The 21419-nt window shown below is 63.8% G+C and carries 17 protein-coding genes, 1 tRNA gene and 1 pseudogene; 8 read left to right on the top strand and 11 right to left on the bottom strand.

Annotated elements, in window-relative coordinates; genetic code table 11:
• Positions 1-18 precede the first annotated feature (18 nt).
• The 5 genes from LIX00_RS15125 to LIX00_RS15105 form a co-directional block, all read right to left on the bottom strand.
• Positions 19-1857: an FAD-binding protein gene (locus LIX00_RS15125; protein WP_227354022.1), complete on the bottom strand. Its 1839-nt coding sequence runs from the start codon at positions 1855-1857 to the stop codon at positions 19-21.
• A gap of 16 nt (positions 1858-1873) precedes the next feature.
• On the bottom strand, positions 1874-2740 hold the full coding sequence (locus LIX00_RS15120; protein ID WP_227354021.1) for a succinate dehydrogenase/fumarate reductase iron-sulfur subunit: 867 nt from the start codon (positions 2738-2740) through the stop codon (positions 1874-1876).
• Complete coding sequence (locus tag LIX00_RS15115; RefSeq protein ID WP_227354020.1) at positions 2737-3105, bottom strand: succinate dehydrogenase hydrophobic membrane anchor subunit; 369 nt, start codon at positions 3103-3105, stop codon at positions 2737-2739. The genes LIX00_RS15120 and LIX00_RS15115 overlap by 4 nt, the downstream gene beginning before the upstream one ends.
• On the bottom strand, positions 3105-3500 hold the full coding sequence (gene sdhC / locus LIX00_RS15110) for a succinate dehydrogenase, cytochrome b556 subunit (protein WP_227354019.1): 396 nt from the start codon (positions 3498-3500) through the stop codon (positions 3105-3107). Before sdhC ends, LIX00_RS15115 begins: the two co-directional genes overlap by 1 nt.
• Before the next feature lie 175 nt (positions 3501-3675).
• On the bottom strand, positions 3676-4752 hold the full coding sequence (locus tag LIX00_RS15105; RefSeq protein ID WP_227354018.1) for a succinylglutamate desuccinylase/aspartoacylase family protein: 1077 nt from the start codon (positions 4750-4752) through the stop codon (positions 3676-3678).
• 134 nt (positions 4753-4886) lie between these two features.
• Here LIX00_RS15105 and LIX00_RS15100 point away from each other — a divergent pair, with 134 nt between their 5' ends.
• The 3 genes from LIX00_RS15100 to LIX00_RS15090 all read left to right on the top strand — a co-directional run bounded on the left by LIX00_RS15100 (position 4887) and on the right by LIX00_RS15090 (position 7644).
• Positions 4887-6245, top strand: a complete 1359-nt coding sequence (locus LIX00_RS15100; RefSeq protein WP_227354017.1) for a RimK family alpha-L-glutamate ligase — start codon at positions 4887-4889, stop codon at positions 6243-6245.
• 41 nt (positions 6246-6286) lie between these two features.
• A complete protein-coding gene (locus LIX00_RS15095) occupies positions 6287-6883 on the top strand; it encodes a DNA-3-methyladenine glycosylase family protein (RefSeq protein ID WP_227354016.1) in 597 nt (198 codons plus the stop codon).
• Between the two features lie 65 nt (positions 6884-6948).
• Complete coding sequence (locus LIX00_RS15090; RefSeq protein ID WP_227354015.1) at positions 6949-7644, top strand: DUF4336 domain-containing protein; 696 nt, start codon at positions 6949-6951, stop codon at positions 7642-7644.
• Between the two features lie 25 nt (positions 7645-7669).
• Here LIX00_RS15090 and LIX00_RS15085 read toward each other — a convergent pair whose 3' ends face one another.
• Both LIX00_RS15085 and LIX00_RS15080 read right to left on the bottom strand, forming a co-directional pair.
• Complete coding sequence (locus LIX00_RS15085; protein WP_227354014.1) at positions 7670-8014, bottom strand: DUF7344 domain-containing protein; 345 nt, start codon at positions 8012-8014, stop codon at positions 7670-7672.
• An 87-nt stretch (positions 8015-8101) separates the two neighbouring features.
• Entirely contained in the window at positions 8102-9256 is a 1155-nt protein-coding gene (locus tag LIX00_RS15080) for an acyl-CoA dehydrogenase family protein (protein WP_227354013.1), read from the bottom strand.
• A 115-nt stretch (positions 9257-9371) separates the two neighbouring features.
• On the opposite strand from LIX00_RS15080, the gene LIX00_RS15075 reads away from it, so the two are divergent.
• The 4 genes and pseudogenes from LIX00_RS15075 to LIX00_RS15065 all read left to right on the top strand — a co-directional run bounded on the left by LIX00_RS15075 (position 9372) and on the right by LIX00_RS15065 (position 12841).
• Positions 9372-11336, top strand: coding sequence for a 3-hydroxyacyl-CoA dehydrogenase/enoyl-CoA hydratase family protein (locus LIX00_RS15075; RefSeq protein ID WP_227354012.1), 1965 nt, complete (start codon positions 9372-9374; stop codon positions 11334-11336).
• A gap of 129 nt (positions 11337-11465) precedes the next feature.
• Positions 11466-11540, top strand: a tRNA-Glu gene (locus tag LIX00_RS15070).
• Positions 11541-12376: 836 nt separating this feature from the next.
• Positions 12377-12439: pseudogene (locus LIX00_RS26295) on the top strand (DUF7344 domain-containing protein); the annotation flags it as partial.
• Between the two features lie 27 nt (positions 12440-12466).
• The gene (locus LIX00_RS15065) at positions 12467-12841 is read left to right on the top strand and encodes a HalOD1 output domain-containing protein (RefSeq protein WP_438267076.1); all 375 of its coding nucleotides are present in this window, start codon (positions 12467-12469) and stop codon (positions 12839-12841) included.
• A gap of 9 nt (positions 12842-12850) precedes the next feature.
• Here LIX00_RS15065 and LIX00_RS15060 read toward each other — a convergent pair whose 3' ends face one another.
• From LIX00_RS15060 to LIX00_RS15045, 4 genes are read right to left on the bottom strand one after another with little or no spacing between them, the layout of a single operon-like run.
• Positions 12851-14833 carry a SpoVR family protein gene (locus tag LIX00_RS15060; RefSeq protein WP_227354010.1) on the bottom strand — a complete coding sequence of 661 codons (1983 nt, stop codon included), beginning with the start codon at positions 14831-14833 and terminating at the stop codon, positions 12851-12853.
• The gene (locus LIX00_RS15055) at positions 14830-16137 is read right to left on the bottom strand and encodes a YeaH/YhbH family protein (RefSeq protein WP_227354009.1); all 1308 of its coding nucleotides are present in this window, start codon (positions 16135-16137) and stop codon (positions 14830-14832) included. The genes LIX00_RS15060 and LIX00_RS15055 overlap by 4 nt, the downstream gene beginning before the upstream one ends.
• The gene (locus LIX00_RS15050) at positions 16128-18413 is read right to left on the bottom strand and encodes a PrkA family serine protein kinase (protein ID WP_227354008.1); all 2286 of its coding nucleotides are present in this window, start codon (positions 18411-18413) and stop codon (positions 16128-16130) included. Before LIX00_RS15050 ends, LIX00_RS15055 begins: the two co-directional genes overlap by 10 nt.
• A gap of 3 nt (positions 18414-18416) precedes the next feature.
• Complete coding sequence (locus tag LIX00_RS15045; RefSeq protein WP_227354007.1) at positions 18417-20489, bottom strand: PrkA family serine protein kinase; 2073 nt, start codon at positions 20487-20489, stop codon at positions 18417-18419.
• Between the two features lie 533 nt (positions 20490-21022).
• Here LIX00_RS15045 and LIX00_RS15040 point away from each other — a divergent pair.
• Positions 21023-21409, top strand: a complete 387-nt coding sequence (locus tag LIX00_RS15040; RefSeq protein WP_227354006.1) for a DUF5820 family protein — start codon at positions 21023-21025, stop codon at positions 21407-21409.
• Positions 21410-21419 lie beyond the last annotated feature (10 nt).

The raw sequence follows: 21419 nt of genomic DNA, 5'->3' as shown, positions 1-21419 counted from the left end.
GCGGACGAAACGTCGGCTCTAGTAGCTTCGAATCTTCGGTTCGTACTCCTTCTCTTCGCCTTCGAGGATGACGGGCTTGAACCAGAGTTCAGGCGTCCCGTCGTTCCACGAGAGGAGCGTGTGCTTGAGCCACTGCTCGTCCTTGCGCTCCTGGTGGGCCTCGCGCCAGTGGGCACCGCGGAACTCGTCGCGAGCGAGCGCGCCGAGCGTGATGGCCTCCGCGAGGTCGAGAAGGTTCCGCATCTCGATGGTCTGGATGAGGTCGGTGTTGTACGTCCGCGAGGGGTCGTTGACGTACACGTCCTGGTACTCCTCGCGCACCTCGCGGATGTCGCGGAGGGCCTGTTCGAGACCCTCCTCGTTCCGGAAGACGTTGACGTTCTGCGTCATCGACCGCTGGAGTTTCGCGCGAAGTTCGGCCTGCTGAACGCCCTCATCCTTCTCGAGCAGGTGTTCGACGCGGGCGCGCTCCGCCTCCAGCGCCGACTCGACGGTCTGCGTCGGGTCGACGAGCGCGGTTCCGCTGCCGTCCGCCACCGCGTCGCCGTCCCCGGCGTCGACGGCCCCCGGTTCGACCGGCGTTTCGACCTCGCCGAGTTCGGTGTCGGCGGTCTTCCCGGTCGTTATCTTCGCCGGGCCGAAGTCCGCGCCCGCGGCGTGCCGACCGGCGCGAGCGCCGAAGACGATGAGTTCCGGCAGGGCGTTCCCGCCGAGACGGTTCGCGCCGTGCACCGAGACGCAGGCGCACTCGCCCGCGGCGTACAGCCCCGAGATGCACGTCTCGCCGTTCTCGTCCGTCTCGACGCCGCCCATCGCGTAGTGTTGGCCGGGTTTGACGGGCATGGGCTCCTCGAGCGCGTTGACGCCCTCGAAGTCCTCCGCGAGGTGGAGGATGTTTTCGAGGCGGTCGATGATGCGCTCCTCGCCGAGGTGGCGCATGTCGAGGTGGACGTACTCGTCTTCGATACCGCGCCCCTCGTTCACCTCGGTCAGTTCCGCGCGGGCGACCACGTCGCGGGACGCGAGTTCGCCGACGTTGTTGGCGTAGCCGTGTTCGAACATGAACCGCTCGCCCTCATTGTTGTAGAGGATACCGCCCTCCCCGCGCACGCCCTCGGAGATGAGCACGCCGGTCGAGGGGAGCGTCGTCGGGTGGAACTGGATGAACTCCATGTCCTCCAGCGGAACGCCCGCCCGGTAGGCCATCGCGGCCCCGTCGCCCGTGTTCGCCACCGCGTTCGTCGTGTGGTCGTACACCTGTCCGAGACCGCCCGTGGTCAGGATGACGCCGTTCCGGGCGACGAATCCCTCCACGTTGCCCGACTTGATGTCGTAGGCGACGACGCCGTGGCACTCGCGCTCCTCGGTGTCGTCGTGGTTCGTGACGGCGAGTCGGCTGACGTACCACTCGTCGTACACCTGAATGCCGCGCTTGACCACCTGCTGGTACATCGTGTGGAGCAGGTGGTGGCCGGTCTCCGCCCCCGCGTAGGTCGTCCGCGGGAACGAGAGGCCGCCGAACGGTCGCTGGGAGACCCGGCCGTCCTCCTCGCGCGAGAACGCCATCCCCCAGTGTTCGAGCTGAATCGTCTCCTCCGGGCTGTCCTGACAGAGCGTCTCGATGGCCGGGGCGTCGCCGAGGTAGTCCGACCCCTTCATCGTGTCGTAGGCGTGGTCTTCCCACGAGTCGCCCTGCCGAAGCGCCGCGTTGATACCGCCTTCCGCCGCGCCGGTGTGGCTTCGCACGGGGTGGAGCTTCGAAACGAGGGCGACGTCCGCCCCCTCCTCGTGGGCCGCGATGGCCGCACGGAGCCCGGCACCGCCAGCACCGACGACGATTACGTCGTGTTCGTACATTGTCTCTGAGTTTGCCTTACCAGAACTTGAGGTTGTTCTTCACCGCTTCGCGCTTGAGCTCCTGGATGTGCTCGGTCAGCGGGATGTCCTTCGGACAGACGTTCGTGCAGGAGAACTGGGTCTGGCACCGCCAGACGCCGTGTTCCTGGTCGAGAATCTCGAACCGGTGCTCGCGCGACCGCTCGCCCTCTCGCTCGTCCATGGCGAACCGGTACGCCTTGTTCAGCGCCGCCGGGCCGAGGTACTGGTTGTCCTCCGCCGCGATGTTGCACGAGGACATGCACGCGCCGCACCAGATGCAGCGCGTGGACATCTTGATCTTCTCGCGGTTCGCGCGCGACTGGCGCTGCTCTTCCAGTTCGTCGCTCGGTTCCTCGTCCGTCTGGAAGTACGGCTCGACCGAGTGCATCTGGTCGTAGAAGTGCTCCATGTCCACGACGAGGTCCTTGACGACCTCGGCGTGCGGGAGCGGTTCGACGCGAACCGGCTCGTCCATCTCCGAAATCTGGGTCTTGCAGCCGAGTCGCTGTCGGCCGTTGATGAACAGCGCGTCGCTCCCGCAGATGGCCTGTCGACACGAGTGTCGGAAGGTCAGCGTCGTGTCGAAGCGGTCGCGGGCGTACATCAGCGCGTCGAGGACGGTCATCCCCTTCGTGAAGGGGACGTGGAAGTCGTCGAACCGAGGTTCCATCTTCCCCTCGATTTCCGGGTCGTAGCGGAACACCTTGAGGTGGATGGTCTCCTCGTCCGCCTCGGCGGACTCCTGCGCCCCGGAGGACTGCCGCTGACGGGATCGCTTCTCGGCCCGTCTGCGGTCGCCGGGGGTCTCGGTGCGCTCTGCTTCCGTCTCGGACTCCGATTCTTCGGGTAGTTGCGTGCTCATGATATCATTCCGTTCATGACGAGTGCGACGTAGGTTCCCTGCGCGGCGAGCAGCACGCCGGCGACGACGAGCACCCACTTGACGGCGGTCTTCTGACCGCCCGTGAGGCCCTGATTCAGCAGGGCGGCGTAGACGCCGTTCACACCGTGGAACGTCGCGGTGATGAGGAAGAGCGTCATGGTGAGGAAGTAGCCCCACTGGGACATCCGGGCCTGCGTGCCCGCGAACTCGATGTTCGCGGGGTGGTGGACGAAGTGGAGCAGGAAGAAGTGGAACGCCAGCACCACGACGAGGAACGCCGCCGTGACGCGCTGGAGGAGCCACGGAAGGCTCCCGCTCCGAAACGAGGAGTAGCGCTCCGCCATCAGCCGAACGCCCCCTGCATGAACGTCGGAACGCTCGCCAACACGATGACGGCGGTCACAACGAGCGAGACGTAGAAGCTTTTGTCCTGCGATTCGAGGCCCACGCCGAGGTCGACGAAGAGCAGTCTGACGCCGTTGATGATGTGGAAGACGGCGACGGCGAGCAGGCCGACCTCCATGACCCGAACGATGAGGAGACCTTCGAGGCCCTGAAGTGTATCGGTGTAGACCGTATCACCGGCGGTGGCGGTGCTCAGCACGGCGATGTGCGTGAACAGGTAGCCGATGAGCACCCACCCCGTGAATTTGTGGAATATCCAGGCCCACATCCCGGCCGTGAACTCGCGCCACCGGCCGAAGTCCTCGATGAGGCCTCGGTTGTACGATTGACTCATACCAGTTCGATGGTCGGAACCGGGGACAAATAGAAGTTACTACCTGCCTTTGGTCTGCCGCAAAAACCGCGGACGGCGTTGAGCGGTGGAACCGCCGGACGTTATCGCGGTCGAACCGCCGTCCGCCGCGCGCCGGTCGTCCGCGAGCGAACTCGCCGAAGCGCTGTTCGCCGGTTCACTGCTCCGCCGGTTCCGGTGTGCCGACGTAGCCCGGCGGTTGTACGTCCCCTTCGGACTCCGCCCGCGCCCGGTCGTGCTTCAGCGCCCGGCGCGTGTCGGCGTTCAGTTCGACGATGTGGCAGATGGGGTTGCCCGGATACACTACCGGGTTCTCTAAGACGCCCACGAGCAGTCCGGTGAACGGTGCCGTGACCGACTCGCTCTCGGTTTTGAACGGGTTCGTGATGGTGCAGATGGGCGTCCCCTCGTAAACGAGCGAGCCGCGGTCGTAGTGCATCTCCACCAGTCCGCCCGCGTCGGCGCGGAGCCACGTCTTCTCCTTCTCGTCGTCGATGATCGTCCGCCAACCGGGCCACTTCACCGGGTCGTCCGGGTGGACGTTGTACTCCGCGAAGACGCTCATCACGCCTTCCAGCGCCTGGTCGATGAAGTGGCGCTGGAACCGGTGTGCCTCGCCCATCTCGATGGTGATGGTCGGCGCGCCGCCCTCGGTCGCCTCCCGGCGGAGCGTTCCGGACGGTCCTTCGGAGGAGATGAGGACGTTCGACCCGAACGCGCGGGCCAGCCGAGCCACCTCCGGATGCTCCATGTCGGCTCTGACGTGGAGCATGTTCGTTCGACCGCGCGTGGACGTGTGAAAGTCGATGCCGAGGTCGCACGGCTCGATGAAGTTGCGGTATATCTGGGCCGCCATCCGCTTCGCGCTCGTCGAGTCCTCGCGGCCGGGGAACGAGCGGTTCAGGTCGCGGTCGTAGATGGGGAGGTAGCGCTGCTGGGCGAGGAAGCCGGGGACGTTCAGCACGGGGAGACAGACGATGGTTCCGTGGAGGTCGTCGTGGTTCCACTCGTGGGCCACCTCGCGGACGACTTCGATACCGTTAAGTTCGTCGCCGTGGGCCGCCGCCGAAAGGAATATCGTGGGGCCGGGGTACTCGCCGTTGATTATCGTGACGGGAATGCGTACCGGGTCGCCAAGATACGTCTCGCTGATTCCGTACCTGATGTTCTGCGTCTCACCCGGCTCGACGATGCCGCCGTTGTACGTGAACGCGTCCGACGCTTCCCCGGTCATGTCCACCACTCGGAGGTCGCCCTATAAAAACCTGTGACTACACATATCCACCGTCGAAATCAATCGGCGGACTCCCATTCCTGTTCTGGGCCACTGGAAACGTTTTAAGATGGAACAGCCGAAAGGTAGCGTACATGGCTGCTGATGGCTCACCTGTTCGCGTCGGGGTACTCAGTCTACACAACAGCAAGGAGACCAAAGCGATCTGCAATGCGATTCAGGACCTCGGTCACCGGCCGGAGTGGCTCCGTCAGGAGAACACGGCGGTCGAGATTCGAGACGGCGAGGTGACGCTCGAACCCGAGATAGACATCGTCGCCAACCGCCTCCTCCTCTCGAACACGGAACAGCCCTCGGAGGCGCTCGGTCTCGCCAACATCTACGACTCCCTCGTCCCGGTTCTCAATCGACCCGACTCCGTGATGACCGCGATTCACAAGTTCTCCACGGCGACGAGCCTCGCCGATGCCGGCATCCCGGTTCCGGACGCGCTCCTCGCGCTCGACAACAACCGCCTGAACGACGGGCGCGCGCAGTTCGGCGACGAAGCCGTCTACAAGACCGCCATCGGAACCCACGGCGGCGGGACGTGGAAGGTCGGCGCGGACGAGATGGTCAATCCGCGCGTCGGCGAGCGACAGGCGTTCCTACAGGAACTCATCGAGCGGGACGAAAAACGCCACTGCGACCTCCGCGTCTACGTCGTCGGCGACAGAATCGTCGGCGCGATGAACCGGTACGCGCCCGAAAACGACTGGCGAACCAACGTCGCGCTCGGCGGCGACGTCGAGGACATGACCGACGAACTACCCGACGAGGCCGCGGAAATCGCTCGCCGGGCGACCGAGATCGTCGGTCTCGACTACGCCGGCGTCGACCTCATCGAGGGTCACGACGGCTGGCACGTCCTCGAAGTGAACCCGACGGCCGGATTCAAGGGGCTCTACAAGGCGACGGGGCGGAGCGCCGCCCCCTACATCGCGCAAGTCGCCATCGAACGGGCGGGCGGCGAAGTCAACCGCGACCGGGTCGACGAACTCACCGCGACGCTCGACGATTCGACGCCGGACTGCAAGCCGACCAGCACCAGCCCCCCGCCGACCGAACCGGTCGTCATCGGCTACACCGAGGAAGTGCTCGTGAGCGGAACGAGCGGCTCCGAGACGGTCGTCGCCAAATCCGACACGGGGGCGACCCGGTCGAGCATCGACACCAAGCTCGCGGCGCAGATCGGCGCGGGGCCGATAAAGAGCATGACCCGCGTGAAATCCGGCAGTCGGAAGGCGAGCAAATCCCGCCCCGTGGTCGACGTGGTCATCGGCGTCGGCGGCAACCGCCACACCGTCACCGCGAGCATCGAGGACAGGGGCCACATGGACTACCCCGTCCTGCTCGGGCGCGACATCCTCTCGAACTATCAGGTGGACGTTCGACGCCGGGTGGACGACGACGAGGCGGAACGGGAAGAAGAGGAGGAAGAGACCGAAGGGTAACGCCTTTTCTCGTCGGGTTCCTACCACCCTCGAACGACAGTATGCGAACCACGAACGACGACGCGGAGTCCGTCCTCCGAAACGACCCCGTCATGGCGACCCTGCTCGACGAGCACGAACCGTACTCCGAGACTGACTGGTCGGAGTACGAGCGGCTCTGCATCAGCATCATCAACCAACAGCTCTCGACGGCGAGCGCACTCGCCGTCAAAAACCGGGTGTTCGACCTGCTCGGCGACGTGACGCCGGAGACCGTACTGGCCGCGGACGAAGCCGAACTGCGGAACGCCGGTCTATCGCGCACGAAAGTCCAGTACCTGAAGAACGCGGCGCGCGCCTTCCAACGGAACGACTACACGAGGGAGGCGCTGGCCGAGTACACCGACGACGAGGTGGTCGAACTGCTGACCGAGATAAAGGGCGTCGGCGAGTGGACCGCCCGGATGTACCTCCTGTTCGTGCTCGAACGGGCGGATATTTTCCCACTGGGCGACCTCGCGGTGCGACGCGGAATCGAGCGACTGTACGGCGACGGCGAGGAGCTAACGCGCGACGAGATGCGCGAAGTCGCCGAGGCGTGGCGTCCCTACCGCTCGGTCGCGACGCGGTACATCTGGGCGGAGTACGAGTCGGACTGAGACTCCGTCGGCGACCGCCCGCGACCGCAACAGAAATTATCCCTCGGCGACGCCGAGAGACCGACATGCTCACCCACCTCGATACGAACCTGTGGATTTGCGAGGAGCCGCTGCGATTCTTCGGGTTCGAAATCGGTCGCATCACGACCGTCGTTCGCCTGTCGAGCGGCGGACTGTTCGTCCAGTCGCCGGCCCGACTCACGCCGGAGTTGAAGCGGGAACTCGACGATCTCGGCGGCGTCCGGTTCGTCGCGCCCGCGAGTAAACTCCACGGACACCTGTACATGGAACAGTACCGGGACGCCTATCCGGACGCCAAACTGCTCGCCGCGCCGGGTCTCGCGTCCCGTCGCTCCGACCTCGTCTTCGATTCGTATCTCGGGAGCGTCCCCGACCCCCGGTGGAGCGCCGACGTCGACCAGACGGTGATCGCGGGCCATCGCTGGCTCACCGAAATCGCGTTCTTCCATCGCCCGAGTCGGACGCTCGTCCTCGGCGACGTCGGCTACCACGTCACGCCGGAGTCCCCGCTCTCGCTCCGCCTCCTCGGACGCGCCGCGGGCGTGTACGAGCGAGTCGGGGCGCCCGTCGATTTTCGGCTCACGGTGTCGAACGAAGCGGCGCTTCGGCGGTCAATTCGGGAGGTTCTGGCGTGGGACTTCGACCGGGTGATTCCGGGGCACGGGAGCGTGCTCGAATCGGGCGGGAGGGAGGCGGTGCTGGACGGGTTCGACTGGCTTCTCCGAACGACCGAGGAGTAGACCGAAACCGGACGAAGGGTGACGATTACGGCGGTCGTTCCAACTCCGCGGCGATGTGGAGGTACGGGTCTAACGAATCCGCGGAACGGCCTAACCGTATCGCGTCGCCGTCCCGCTCGATGACGCCCGAAGCCTCCATCTTCGGAAGGTGTTTGTGAAGAAGTTCGATTCGAACGCGATCGCGGTCTCTCGCCCGCGTGCGTTCGTCCCGTTCGGCGATTCGACGGGTCAGTTCGTCCACTCCAACGGCTCGCTCTTGCTCTCTGAGATAGTACAGCGCGTACCGACGACGTCGATCCGCTAACAACTCCAGCATCGCGTCGAGTTCGCTCTCTCCGTCACCGTTCGCTTTCGCGTCGATGTTCGACATCCCAGGCGAGTCGGACCCCATCGACTTCACAATAGCCAGACACGAGGAAAAGAACGACGCCTAAGCAGTTAGGTGGTCGGTTCGAGGTCAGAATCCTTTCCCGAGCAGTTCGCGGGCGATGATGTTCTTCTGAATTTCGGTCGTCCCCTCGTAGATTTGAGTTATCTTCGCGTCGCGGTAGAAGCGTTCCACGTCGAAATCGTTGACGTATCCCGATCCGCCGTGAATCTGGACGGCCTCGTCGGCCACTTCGACGGCCACGCGGGAGGCGTACTCCTTCGCCATCGACGCGAGTTGGGTCAACTGGTCGTCGGTGTTCGCCACGCTCCACGCCGACTTGTAGGTGAGGTTGCGCGCGGCCTCCGTCTGCGTGTGCATGTCGGCCAGTTTGTGCTGGATGGCTTGGAACTCGCTGATGGAGCGGCCGAACTGCTCGCGCTGTTGGGCGTACTCCAGCGCGCGTTCGCAAGCGCCCTTGGCGATGCCGACGCCCTGTGCGGCGACCGCGGTGCGCGTCTCGTCGAAGAACTGCATGAGTTGGAGAAAGCCCATGCCGCGCGTGCCGACGAGGTTCTCCTCGGGGACGCGCACGTCGTCGAAGATGAGTTCCGCGGTGTCGGAGGCGCGGATGCCGAGCTTTCCGGTTATCTTGTCGCTCTCGAAGCCGTCGCGGTCGGCCTCCACGATTATCTGAGAGAATCCGGAGTAGCGGTCGTCGGCCTCGGGGTCGGTCTGGCACATCACGACGAAGAAGTCGCCGACCGACCCGTTCGTGATCCACATCTTGTTCCCGTTGATGACCCACTCGTCGCCGTCCTTCTCGGCGGTGGTGGAGACCGAGGAGACGTCGGAACCGGTGTCGGGTTCGCTGATGGCGGTGCCCATGATGGCGTCGCCCGCCGCGACCGGGGAGAGGTACTCCTCCTTCTGGTCTTCCGTGCCGAACTCGCGGATGGCGTCCGCGCCGAACGCGGTGCTCGTCACGCAGAGACCGATGCCGGCGTCGACGGCGAACAGTTCCTCGATGATGATGGCGACTTCGAGGGCCGAGTAGCCCGCGCCGCCGTAGTCGATGGGGATGTTCGCGCCGGTCAGCCCCATTTCAGCGGCTTTGTCGATGATTTCCCACGGGTACTTCTCCTCCTGGTCGTACTCCTTCGCGATCGGTTCGATCTCGTTCTCCGCGAATCGTCGCACCTCGTCGCGAACGGCCTGCTGTTCCTCTGTCAACTCGAAGTCCATAAGACACGATTACAGGTCGATGGATAAATCGTTTTGTAACCGCCTATAAACTCGTAGGATGTTTATTATCTCGAATAGAGAAACCTTGAAACGGCCTCGTGTTGAGCATTCGAGCATGGAGCTAGAAGACATCAACACCATTGCAGTTCTCGGCGCAGGGAACATGGGTCACGGCATCGCGGAGGTCGCCGCCCTCGCGGGGTACGATGTAAATCTGCGCGACATCAAAGAGGAGTTCGTCCGGAACGGCTACGACCAGATCGAGTGGAGTCTCGGCAAACTCGCCGAGAAGGACCAGCTCTCCGAGGCGGAGGCCGACGCGGCGCTGGAGCGCGTCACCCCCCTCGTCGACTTCGAGGAGGCCGTCTCCGACGCCGACTTCGTCATCGAGGCCGTGCCGGAGAAGATGGACATCAAGAAGGACGTGTACGGGGAACTGGAGGAGTACGCGCCCGACCGCGCGGTCTTCGCCACGAACACCTCCAGCCTCTCGATAACCGAACTCTCGGAGGTCACGAACCGCCCCGAGAAGTTCTGCGGGATGCACTTTTTCAACCCCCCCGTTCGGATGCAGCTCGTCGAGGTCATCACCGGGGCGTACACGAACGAGAACGTCCTCGACCTGACCGAGCAACTGGCGGAGGAGATGGGCAAGACGCCGGTGCGCGTGCGGAAGGACAGCCCGGGATTCATCGTCAACCGCGTGCTCGTACCCCTGATGAACGAGGCGGCGTGGATGGTCGAGTCCGGCGACGCGACCGTCGAGGAGGTCGACAGCGCCACGAAGTTCGACATCGGCCTCCCGATGGGGAGTTTCGAACTCGCGGACCAGGTGGGTATCGACGTGGGCTACCACGTGCTCGAATACATGCACGAGGAACTCGGCGACGCCTACGAACCGTGCCCGCTGCTCAAGGAGAAGGTCGAGGAGGAGAACCTCGGAAAGAAGACCGGACGGGGGTTCTACGACTACGAGGACGGCGGCGCGGACGTTCCGACCGACGCCGGAAACGAGGCCATCGTCGACCGCCTCCGAGCCGTGATGGCGAACGAAGTGGCGAAACTCGTCGGAAACGACGTCGCACCCGCGAGCGAGATAGACGACGCGGTCATGCTCGGGGCCGGCTTCCCCGAAGGTCCGGCCCGGATGGCCGACGAAGCGGGTCTCGACACCCTGCTCGAAACCCTCGAAGACCTCCACGAGGAGACCGGCGCGGCGCGCTACGAACCCGCCGACTACCTCGAAGAGCGCGCCGAAGTCGGGTTCTACGAGGTGGACGACGAGGAGCGAGTCGAGTTCGAGACCGTCCGCATCGAGAAGCCCGGCGAGATGGTCGGACAGATAGTCATCGACCGCCCGCACCGCATGAACACCATCAGCGGGCAACTGCTGGACGAACTCTCGGACGCCATCGACGAGGCGGTCGCGGACAGCGAGGTTCGCGCCATCCTCATCACGGGCGAGGGTGACAAAGCGTTCTCCGCGGGTGCAGACGTGCAGAGCATGGCCGCGGGCGGGGCCGACTCGCTCAACGCGGTCGACCTCTCTCGCAAGGGACAGGAGACGTTCGGTAAACTCGAATCCTGCCCGATGCCCGTCGTCGCCGGAATCGACGGCTACTGCCTCGGCGGCGGGATGGAACTCGCGACCTGCGCCGACCTCCGCATCGCCAGCGAACGCTCCGAACTCGGCCAGCCCGAACACGACCTCGGTCTGCTGCCCGGTTGGGGCGGCACCCAGCGCCTCCAGCACATCGTCGGCGAGGGACGCGCGAAGGAGATAATCTTCACCGCCGACCGCTTCGACCCCGAGACGATGGCCGACTACGGCTTCATCAACGAGGTCGTCCCGAACGACGAGTTCGAGGACCGAGCGTTCGACCTCGCCGCCGACCTCGCCGCCGGCCCGCCGATAGCCCAGAAGATGACGAAGCGCGCGATGCTGAAGGGGTGGGAGAACACGGAGGCCGGACTGGAGATCGAAGCGCAGGCGTTCGGCCACCTGATGAGCACCGACGACCTGATGGAGGGCGTCACCGCCTTCATGGGCAACCGCGACCCCGAGTTCGAAGGAAAGTAGGGCGAGCGTTCGGGGTCAACCCCCGTCGGGGTTGGCACTCGTTGGCGCGGAATCCGGCCGCAGTCGCCCGATAACGGAAGGTTTAAACTAGTCCCGCAGAAACGATTTGATGCGCATCGAGCGTGATACGCTCGGTTGGTGTAGTCCGGCCAATCATCTTGGCCTTTCGAGCCGAGGACAGGGGTTCAAATCCCCTACCGAGCACTACAACGGCTTCGCCGTCCTGTAATTTTCATACGTGGCATAGCATGGAGCCAAACCTATGCCATACGCCGATACGATTCAAAGGAACACCCACCTCGCCGCCGTACAGCGATTGTCAACTATCAAAGCCGAATCAGTTAATCAGGGGTACCAGTAATGGAGCTCGACGGTATCCCAGTGGTCACTGAAAAGGCAAAGAGCCGACTCAACGAAAAGCAGCTACTGGATTACCGAGAACATCGTGAGAACTTTCTCCAGTGGCTACTGGCATTCGGCAAGACCCCAGAAGCAGCCGTAGGGTACAGCCGTGCCACTGTCGTAAGAACCGCGTACCGAACTGACCAATTCAACCGATGGGCGTGGAACAACGAGGGGAGGTACACAATGAGCCTCGACCACGCGCACGCGAACACCTACATGAAGGAGCTGGCTTATGGGGACCAAAGCAACACTCACAAGTCCAATACACAGAAATCCCTCAAGCGTTTCTTCAAATGGCAGCACCAGGAACGTGGCGGGAAAGAATGGGAGCCGTCACATTCGTTCTCTACTTCGGGGACAAGCAACCCCCGAGACTATCTTACAATAGAGGAGCGAAAACAGATTCGAGAAGCTGCACTGGAGTACGGTTCTATCCCAGCATATGGGAACCTCTCACCGGAGGAGCGTGACCGCTGGAAGGCACACTTGGCTCAGCGTTTCGGAAAACCAAAGCCGGAGGTAAAACCGGACGACTGGGACCAAGCAAACGGGTGGAAGTACACATCTATGACCTGGACCAGTTTGGATGCAGGTCTCCGTCCAGTTGAAGTGGAACGGGCGAAGACGCCGGAGAGCGGGTTCTCATCACGCTCCACCACGTTCACCTGCCGAAGTTGGTCGAAGCGGGCGTCGTCGAACGCGACGGCGACGGCGTCACGGCGACGGTGGACGCGCCGGAGTTGGAGCGGTACGTCCGCCTCGCCGAAGCGGACGACGCGCCGCCCGAGGAGGAACCGCCCGTCTCGGACGGGCGGAACCTTCGAACGACGGAAGCGTCGCTGGACGACTCGAACGAAGCGTACTGGACGGTGTACGGCACCGCCGGCGACTCGGTCGTGGTGACGCTGGCTCGGGCGCTCGGAGCCGTTTCGAACGTCCGTCCGACGGAACTGCGACCCACCCTCGCCGAGGTCATCGACGTGGACGCGCTCCAGCGACTGGCCCAGCGCGAGGAAGTCTCCGTCTACGCGCAGTTTCGGTACGAAGGGTACGACGTGGTCGTGGACGGCGGCGAGATCAGGCTGTACGAGTCGGAGTGATCGTTCCCGTCAGGCCAACCACTCCTCGGGTTTGGTGTTGTAATCGACCTCCGTCGCCGCGATGTCCTCGACCTCGCTCCACGGCAGGTCTTCCATCTCGAACTCGTCGCCGTCGTAGCGCAGGAGTTTCCCTTGCTCTGTGGGCTCCGGCTCGCGGTCGCGACGCCGGGCTATCTCGGCGTCGCGTTCGTCGACCTCCTTCACGATGGTCTTCAGGTTCACGGGGCGACCCCAGAGGTCGTAGATGCGCTCTAGCGTCCGAGCGGCCTGATTAATGTCGAGCACGACGCCGTTGTAGTGGTGGCCGAGCAGCAGTTCGTTGCGGTTCTCGTAGTTGCCGTCGTACACCGCGATTGTCGGCTTGCCGAAGTTGGTGAACTGGAGCATCAGCTTCTTCTTCACGTCCTCGTACTGGGTGCTCGTCACTCGGTAGTCGCCGGTCGTCTGGCTGAACTCGTACGTGAAGTAGTCGTTGTCGGTGACGAACTCCTTCGTCAGGAAACCGTCCAAGAACGTCACGTCGTTGTGGCTCGCCCGGACTTCGTACATCCGGTTCCACCCGGCGGCGTAGTCCACGTCGGCGATGGCTTCCTCGGCGCTCCCGTAGCGCTCGTCGTCCATCATGTAGCGGGCGTACTGTTCCAGGTCGGACTGCGAGATGGCTTCGAGGAAGCCGCGGTTCTGGAGTTTGCAGAGCGAGAAGTGACGCTCCGCCAGTCCCTCGTAGGAGAGCACCTTCCACGGGTGCGCGTCCGCGTCGATGTCCCCGGCTTTCGCGCGCTCCAACCCCTCCTCGTCTATCTTTTCGGGGTCCAGAGATTCCAGGTCTGAGAGCGTCTCCGAGCTCACCGCGTCGAGCGCCGGGTCGGGTTCGAGCAGTTCCATCACGCGGTCGAACTCGACCACGTCGTGGAAGTTACGCCACGTGATGCCCTTCACCCGCAGGAGCTTTCGCACGACTTCCCGGCGATTTTCGGTGTTCTCGATGTACTCCCACAGCTGTTTGCCGAGCTTGTACGGGTTCAGACCGGGCGAACCGAGCACGCGGGCCTGGTGGTCCGCGTACTCGATGAATTCGTCCACGCCCGCGAAGGACTCCTCGCCCATCATCATCGACTCCCAGTAGGCCGCCCAGCCCTCGTTCATCACCTTCGTCGTCTTCTGTGCCGCGAAGTAGTACGACTCCGTGCGGAGCATCTCCAGCACGTCCTTCTGCCAATCTTCCATCTCGACCGCTTTGCCCTCCTCCGGGTCGTACGCTCGTCCGTGTTCGAGGAGGTACGCGAGCAGGTCCTTCTCGGGTTCTTCGAGCGCACCGGCGCGCTTCTCTTGCTGCGCTTCCAGCCACTCGTCGTCGAACACCTCCTCGCGCACCTCGTCGCTCAGGTTCATCTCCGCGAGTCGGTCGCCGAGTTCGTCCGTCTCCGTCTCCTCGTCCCGCTTCCGGTGCTGTCGCTTGAACGCCTGGTGCTGGTCGATGTTGTCCTGCAAGCAGAGCACGTTGTCGATCCACTTCTCGACCGCTTCCCGGTCTATCTCCGGGTCGGCCATGATGGACCGCACCCGCCCGGCGTGGCGGGAGAGCAGGGCCGCCGCGTCGAGTTCGTCCGCGAACATCCGGTACCAGCGGTTGTTGGCGAAGAAGTCGGAGTGGGCCTCGACGTGCGTGATGACCGCCTTCTGGTCGGCGATGCTGTTCGTCTCCTGCAGGAAGGCGTGGGCGGGGTCGTCGTTGATGACGATTTCGAACGCCTTGCCGCCGCTGTACTGGCCTTGCTTTTGCTGCCGGTCGTACTTCATCCCCCACCGCCAGTGCGGGTACCGCTCCTGGAACCCGTCGTAGGCGATGAGTTCGTTCATCTCGTCGTAGTCGATTATCCAGTACTTCACGGGGTACGGATCGAGACCGAGTTTCCGCGCGAGTTTCCGCGCTTCCACGACGGGTTCGCGCACTCGTTCGGCCTCGCGCTTGGTTTCGATGCGTTCGTTCATGCGTCCTCCGTGCTCAGTATCTCGTATATCGCGTCCGTCACGTCCTCCGGTCCGTTGACGTAGCTGACCGCGACGTTGTCCGATTCGGCGAAGTTCTTCTCGACCTCTTCCGCGTGGGTGGCGTTGATGGCCTTCCCTTCGGGTTGGGTCTCCACGTAGGCGTGGAGGTTCGCCGGAATCGACGCCATCAGCGGGATGACGTTCTCCTCCGTGTCGTTCCGGCTGTTCTCGCTGTCGCCGGCCGCGAACACGTAGCGGTTCCAGTCGGCCCACGGGTACTCCTCCTCCAGGATGTTCCGGGCGAGTTCGTAGGCCGACGATATCTTCGTCCCGCCGCCCGACCGGATGCCGAAGAACTCGTCGCGCTCGACCCGCCACGCCTCCGCGTCGTGGGCGATGTAGACGAACTCGGCGTTGTCGTACTTGCCGGTGAGATACCAATCGAGCGGCGTGAAGGTGCGCTCGACCAGTTCGCGCTTCTTCTCGCGCATCGACCCGGACACGTCGCGGATGTTGACGACGACCACGTTCCGCTCGCGCTCCTCGATTATCTCGGGGTAGCGGTAGCGCTCGTCCTCGCGGCGGAAGGGGACGTGTCGGATACCCTCCTCGCGTATCTTCTGGGCAGTGCTCGTCGCCGACACCTCGCGCTCCATCTCCTCGATGCTCGCCCACTTCGTGCGCTCGTCCGGCGACAGCGCGTCGTAGTTCTCCTCGACCCAGTGTTTCGAGACGGTGAAGTTGTTCTCCCGCGCCCACCGGAACACCGCGTCCGGCCCCCAGCCGTCTATCTTCATCGCCTCGCGGATGTACTCAGGGTCGAAGTCCATCGCCAGCTTGCGCTTCAGCCCCTCCTTGAACATGCGCTCGAAATCGAGGGTGCTGTCGGGACCGGTCTTCGTCACGTCGGTGAAGTCGCCCTCGGTCTCCTCGACGACCTTCTTACCCTTCGGTTCGAGGGTCAGACCCAGTTCGTCGTCCAGTTCCTCGGCGAACTCCTCGGGGTCCATCTCGTAGTAGTCGTGCTCGCCCGCCTCGTCGCCGGGTTCGCCCTCCTCGCCGTCGTCGCCGGGCTGCGGTTGGGGCTGGCCGACCGGGTCGCCAACGTCGGGGTTCCCTTGGCCGACGCCGCCCCTGTCGCGGCGGTCGTACTGGAACTCCGGCAGGTCGACTATCTTGATGGGGATGTGTATCTCGTCGGGGAGACTCTGCCCGAGGTCGCCGTACTGGATGAACTCCGCGAGGTCTTCGCGGCGCTCTTCGCCGACTTCGCGGTACCGTTCGAGGTCGTCTCTCAGTCCCATTTGTAGCTCACCTGATCCATGACGTGCTGGCTGGTCAGCTCCGCCGACGCGGGCGAGTAGCCGAACAGCTCCTGTAAGTTCCGTATCGTCTTCTCCTTAACTTCGGCCGTCTCGGTGTTCGTCGGGGGGTTCTCCCATTGGCCGGGGTCGAAATCCTCGTACACCCGCCGCACGTCGTCCCAGTCGTTGTTCGCCAGCACGGTCTTGATGACCGGCACCTCCTTCGGGTCGATGTCGCTGACCTGGAACTCCTCGTTGCGACTCTCCCACGCGTGGCGGTTCAGCGCGGTGATGACCTTGTTCCGGCGGAACTCCGCCACCGCCGGACTCGGTTCGTGGTTCACCTCGTAGGCGTCCGGCCCGAACCGACCGAGCTGTTCGGTCTCGAACACCTTCATCTTCAGCGCGTCGGGTTCGACGCGCTCGCCGCGGTCGTTTTCGACCGGGTCGCCGGTCGCCCACGCGTAGACGTGCTCGATGTACTCCGCGACCGTCTCCTCGTCCACTCGCCGGTCGCGCATGATGGCGTCCAACACGTCGCTCTCCTGTTGCTGGAAGACGTAGTTCTTCACGGGTACGAGTCGGTTCTCGTACTCGGTGCGCTCCGCCGCGGAGAACACCGGCGCGTCCCCGATGCCGTCGGCCATCTCGTTCAGCACGTCGCGGGGCATGATGACCTGCTCGACCGCGTACTCCGGGTGGTGGCGGTCGCGAACGTCGTTCAACAGTCCGGCGATGGTGTCCCGGGTGTACGTGACCGGGATGCCGCCCGACCCGTCCGCCGCGTCGTCGTCGAAATCGAAGTCGTCCTTCTCGATGCGGTCGTCGCCGTCCAGCAGGTAGCCGCGGTCGAAGAGGATGGCCTTGTCCACGAGGTCCAGTCCGGACGGGAGGTCGCTCCCGTCGAGGCGCGAGACGACGCTGTAGAGCGCCGCGGCTTCGACGGCGTGGGGTGCGATTTCGCGCTCTCGGACGGCGTCGCCGTCGCGGACGGTGACCGAGACGGGTTCCCGGATGCGCGCTTCGAGTTCGTCGTACGCGTCCGCCTGCCAGACCTCCGTCTCGTTAGTGAGTTCGCGCCGGATGAGTTCGGCTTCAAGGCTGAGGTTCGTCAGGTAGCCGAACTCCCGGCGGTCGAGCCGTCGTTTGAGCGCGCGGAGGGGGTCGGCTCCGCCCGCGTCGGCGTGCTGGTTCAACTGAGCTTCGAGGTCGGGGTTCGAGATGATGAGGAGCTGCGTGTCGATGTCCATCTGGATGCCCTTATCGAGTTTCACCGACTTCTCGTCGGGGACGTTGAGCAGCTTCTGGAGGAGGTCTGCGTGCTGGGCCGCGTCCTCCACGACAGTCAGCAGTCCGTTCCCCTGCGAGAGCACGCCGTCGTAGCTGAACGCCTGCGGATTCTTCCTCCCGCGGGAGTCGAGTTCCTGCAGCATCCCCTGCATCCAACTGCCGACGAGTCGCTGTTTCGGGCGGCCGCTGTCCTCCGAGTGGAGGACGCCGATGCCGTCGCCGATGTCGACGACGTAGTTTTTCACCCGGAGGTGCGCGGCGTCGGTGATGGCCGAGAACAGCTCCTCCTCGCCGTTGCGCCGGTACTGTTCTTCCAGATAGTCGTACGCCTCGCGGCTGAAGGGATCGAGTTTTCCGTTGACGTGGATGTCGACGTGGTCGTCGAGTCGGGCGTTCAGCTCCTCGAGGAGTTCTTGGCGCACCTTCGGGGGAAACACGAGCAGCGGATGCGACTGAACCGGACTGGCGTACCAGTTCTCCTCGCTCGACGCGACCGCTTCGTCGCCGTAGGTCAACCCGGACGGATCGCTCGCGGTGGCGATGTTCCACTCGATGGTGTAGCGTCGTCCTTCGGGCGTCTTCGAGTACTCGCGCAGACCGTTGACGAGACAGCGCTTGAGTTCGGACTTCCCGGTCGCGGTCGGTCCGGCGAACCAGATTATCTTCTCCTCTTTCCCCCGGCGGGACGCGATGGAACGCAGGTCGTCCACGAAGGCGTTCAACACCTCCGTGTTGCCGAGGATGGCGTGTTCGCCGCCGTTGTGCGGGTCGTCGAAGAACTTGAACCGCTCTTTCTCCTCGCCCTCCTCGACGACCGTTCTGGTTCCCATCGACTCGATGGCTTCGAGGAGGTACTTGCTCGCGTGCGAGGCGATGGTCGGGTTCTCGAACGCGGCGTCAACGTACTCCCCGAGGCTCATCGGCTCCTCGTAGGTCTCCCGGAGTTCGTGGTCGGCGTCGGCGATGTAGTCGGTGCCTTCGGACACTGGTTACTCCTCCATTTCGGCGCGGGCGACCTCGGCCCCGGCGAATTCGAGCACCTCCTTCGCACCGTCGCGCGAGTAGCCCTGCTCCATCAGCGCGTCTATCCACGCGTTCTGCTCGTCGTTGTCCATCTCGTTGGCCGACACCAACGCCGAGAAGTTGATGTTGTGCTTCTTGTCCTCCCAGAGCTTGCGCTCCAACGCGCGGCGCAGGCGGTCGTTGTCCTGCGGGTTGAACGGCGACCCCTCGCGGGCGCGCCGCGACACCCAGTTCGACACTTCCTGTCTGAAATCGTCCTTGCGGTCGCGCGGGACTTCCAGTTTCTCCTCGACGGCGCGGAGGAAACTTTCGTCGGGCTCCTGTTCGCGGCCCGTCAGTTCGTCCTCGACGGTGGCGTTGTCGATGTACGCCATCACGTGGTCCATGTACTTCTCGCCCTGCCGCTGAATCTCGTCGATGTCGTAGGCGAGGGCGTGGCGCACGTCCTCGATGGCGCGCTCGCGGTACTCGCCGCGGACGGTTTCGAGGTAGCGGTAGTAGGTCTCGAAGTTCTCCTCGGGGATGGAGCCGTGGTTCTCGAGGTTCTCCTCGAAGTGGTTGAACACCGAGAGCGGGCTGAGGAAGCCGCGACTCCGGTGGGTGGAGTTCATGATGGCCTCGGCTATTTCGTCGCCGATGAACCGGGCCGAGACGCCCTCCATCCCCTCGCCGATGTCGGCCTTGTCCTCCGCTTCCTCGCGGAGCTTCTTCACGTCGACGTCGTCGCCGTCCTCGGTTTCGCCGTTGTAGGCTTTCGCCTTCTGGAGGAAGTCGACCATCTCGGTGTCGGGTTCCTCGACGCGCGTCAGGACGCCGAACAGCCCGGCCATCTCGAGGGTGTGCGGTTCGATGTGCACGTCCGGCACGTCGGCGTTCCGGAGCATCTTCCGGTAGATGTCGGCTTCCGACTCGTACTCGAGGACGTACGGGAAGTCGATGCGCTTCGTCCGGTCGTTGAACGCCTCCATCTTCTCGTCGCCCTTCTTGTCCCGGTACTCGGGCATGTTAGTTCGACCGACGATGACCTGGTCGATGTCGATGCGGGGGTTGTTCTTCGGCTTGATGGTCTGTTCCTGCGTGGCGTGCAGGAAGTCGTAGAGGAACTCCCGCTGGAGTTTGAGCAGTTCCTCGCCGCTGAAGATACCGCGGTTGGCGTTACAGAACGCGCCGGAGTAATCGAACGCGCGGGGGTCGCTCTCGCCGTAGATGGCGATCTTGGAGTAGTTGACGTCGCCCGTGAGTTCGGTCTCGTCCTGGTTCTTCTTGTCCTTCGGCTCGAACGTCTCGACGGCCTGTCGCTTGTTCTCGTTGGCGACGAGGCGGATTATCTCGATGTGGTTCTCGAGCACCTGCTGGATGTCGTCGTCGTAGTACGCCAACAGCGCGTCCATGTAGAACTCGCTGGCGGGGTCCAGCGCCTGCTCGTTCTTGATGGTGTAGGGAGCGTCCAGGCGCTCGTTGATGTCGTCGATGACGGTCTGGCGCTGTTCGAGCGGGAGCAAGACGAGCGGGTCCTGGTTCATCGGCGACCGCACCACGTCGTCCGCCGGGTCCTGGTCCTTTATCACGTCGCAGAGGTTCGTCCACCGGAACGTGTACATCCGACCGTCGTCGCTGAGCGTGTAATCTTCGAAGTATTTGCGAACCTGCCGGTCGAAGTCGGATTTCCCCGACCCAACGGGGCCGAGTAACAGTTTGATACGCTTTTCCGGACCCAATCCGCGCGCGCCGCTTTTCACCTTGTTCACGAACTCGTGCATCGCGCGGTGAATTTCGCGCCCGTAAAACGTGTTCTCCCCGTCGTGCAGGGGATCTTCCGACGCGAGTTGGTACTCCACGACGCCGGAGTCTTCGTCGTACTCCGTGCCGTAGTAATCGAACATGTCGGCGACGCGCTGGTGGGCGTTCCGGGCGATCTTCGGGTCGTCGTACACCTCTCGGAGGTACCAGTCGAACGACTTCGTCTCGCGGAGGTCTTCAGGCATCGATTCCTGGTAGCTTCGGCTGAGGTCTTCCAGCGTTTCAATGTCACCTTTCATTGTATCACGTATTGTTTGGGACTGTGGAACGGACCGTTGGAGACAGAGACCAACCGGGCGGTCCGAGGCCGGCGGGAATACGTAGTAGGGGTACACCCACTAAGGTTTGTCGGTCGAATCGGTGGGACGACTCTCGCAGAGGGCTGTCCGGGCGACGACTGTCGCGCCCGCGTTGACGTCGGTGTCTGTCGGGGGTTCATGTGCGTGCCATCCACCACTCCGGCCGTCGACCGGGTCGGCGCGTTTCGACGAGTTGCGCTGGGGACCGGAGCGTGGTCCGGGACCGTGTACCGTGTGGGCAACTGCCACCCGATACTATTTAATAGATGGGATGAGGAGATATATAACTGTTGCCCGACCACAAGACTTTTTTCATTTAGATTAAAAACACCGAGTTTCCGAACATACGACCGCTGGCGGCTAGAAACGTGGAATCGGGTGTGCAGTGAAAACTTCAATAGTGCAGCCTTTATATACTAGGTCGTCCGTCCGAACGGGCAACCCTTACCCCGACGCGCCGTCTATCCCCGTCCATGTCCGAAGAAGCACTGCCCGAATCGTGGGTCGTCTGGAACGACGAACCGGACGGTCGATGCATCCTCGCGTACCGCCCGGACGTGTTCGACACGCGACAATTTCCGCCCGAGTGTCTTCCCACCATCTACCTCGCGCAGGGGACGCCGAACCGCCCGCCGCAGGAGCGCCGCGCGACCGACTCGTGGTATCTCAAGTTCTACCTCGAACCGGACGTGACCCTCTCCGAGACGCCCCGCTTTCCGACGCGCGACGAAGCGTTCGACGCCGCCGTCGAACTCGCGGCGGAGTTCGCGCGCGGCGACGTCGATTATCGGGCGTGCTACCAGGTTCCCCGCGAGGCGTACCTCGACCGACTGGACGAGTTGACGGGGCGAGACGCTTAACCGACCACCC

This window comes from Haladaptatus salinisoli (assembly GCF_020614375.1).
Lineage (GTDB): Archaea > Halobacteriota > Halobacteria > Halobacteriales > Haladaptataceae > Haladaptatus > Haladaptatus salinisoli.
Note: the sequence above shows the minus strand (reverse complement) of the source record. Positions and strands in the feature narration are given on the sequence as shown.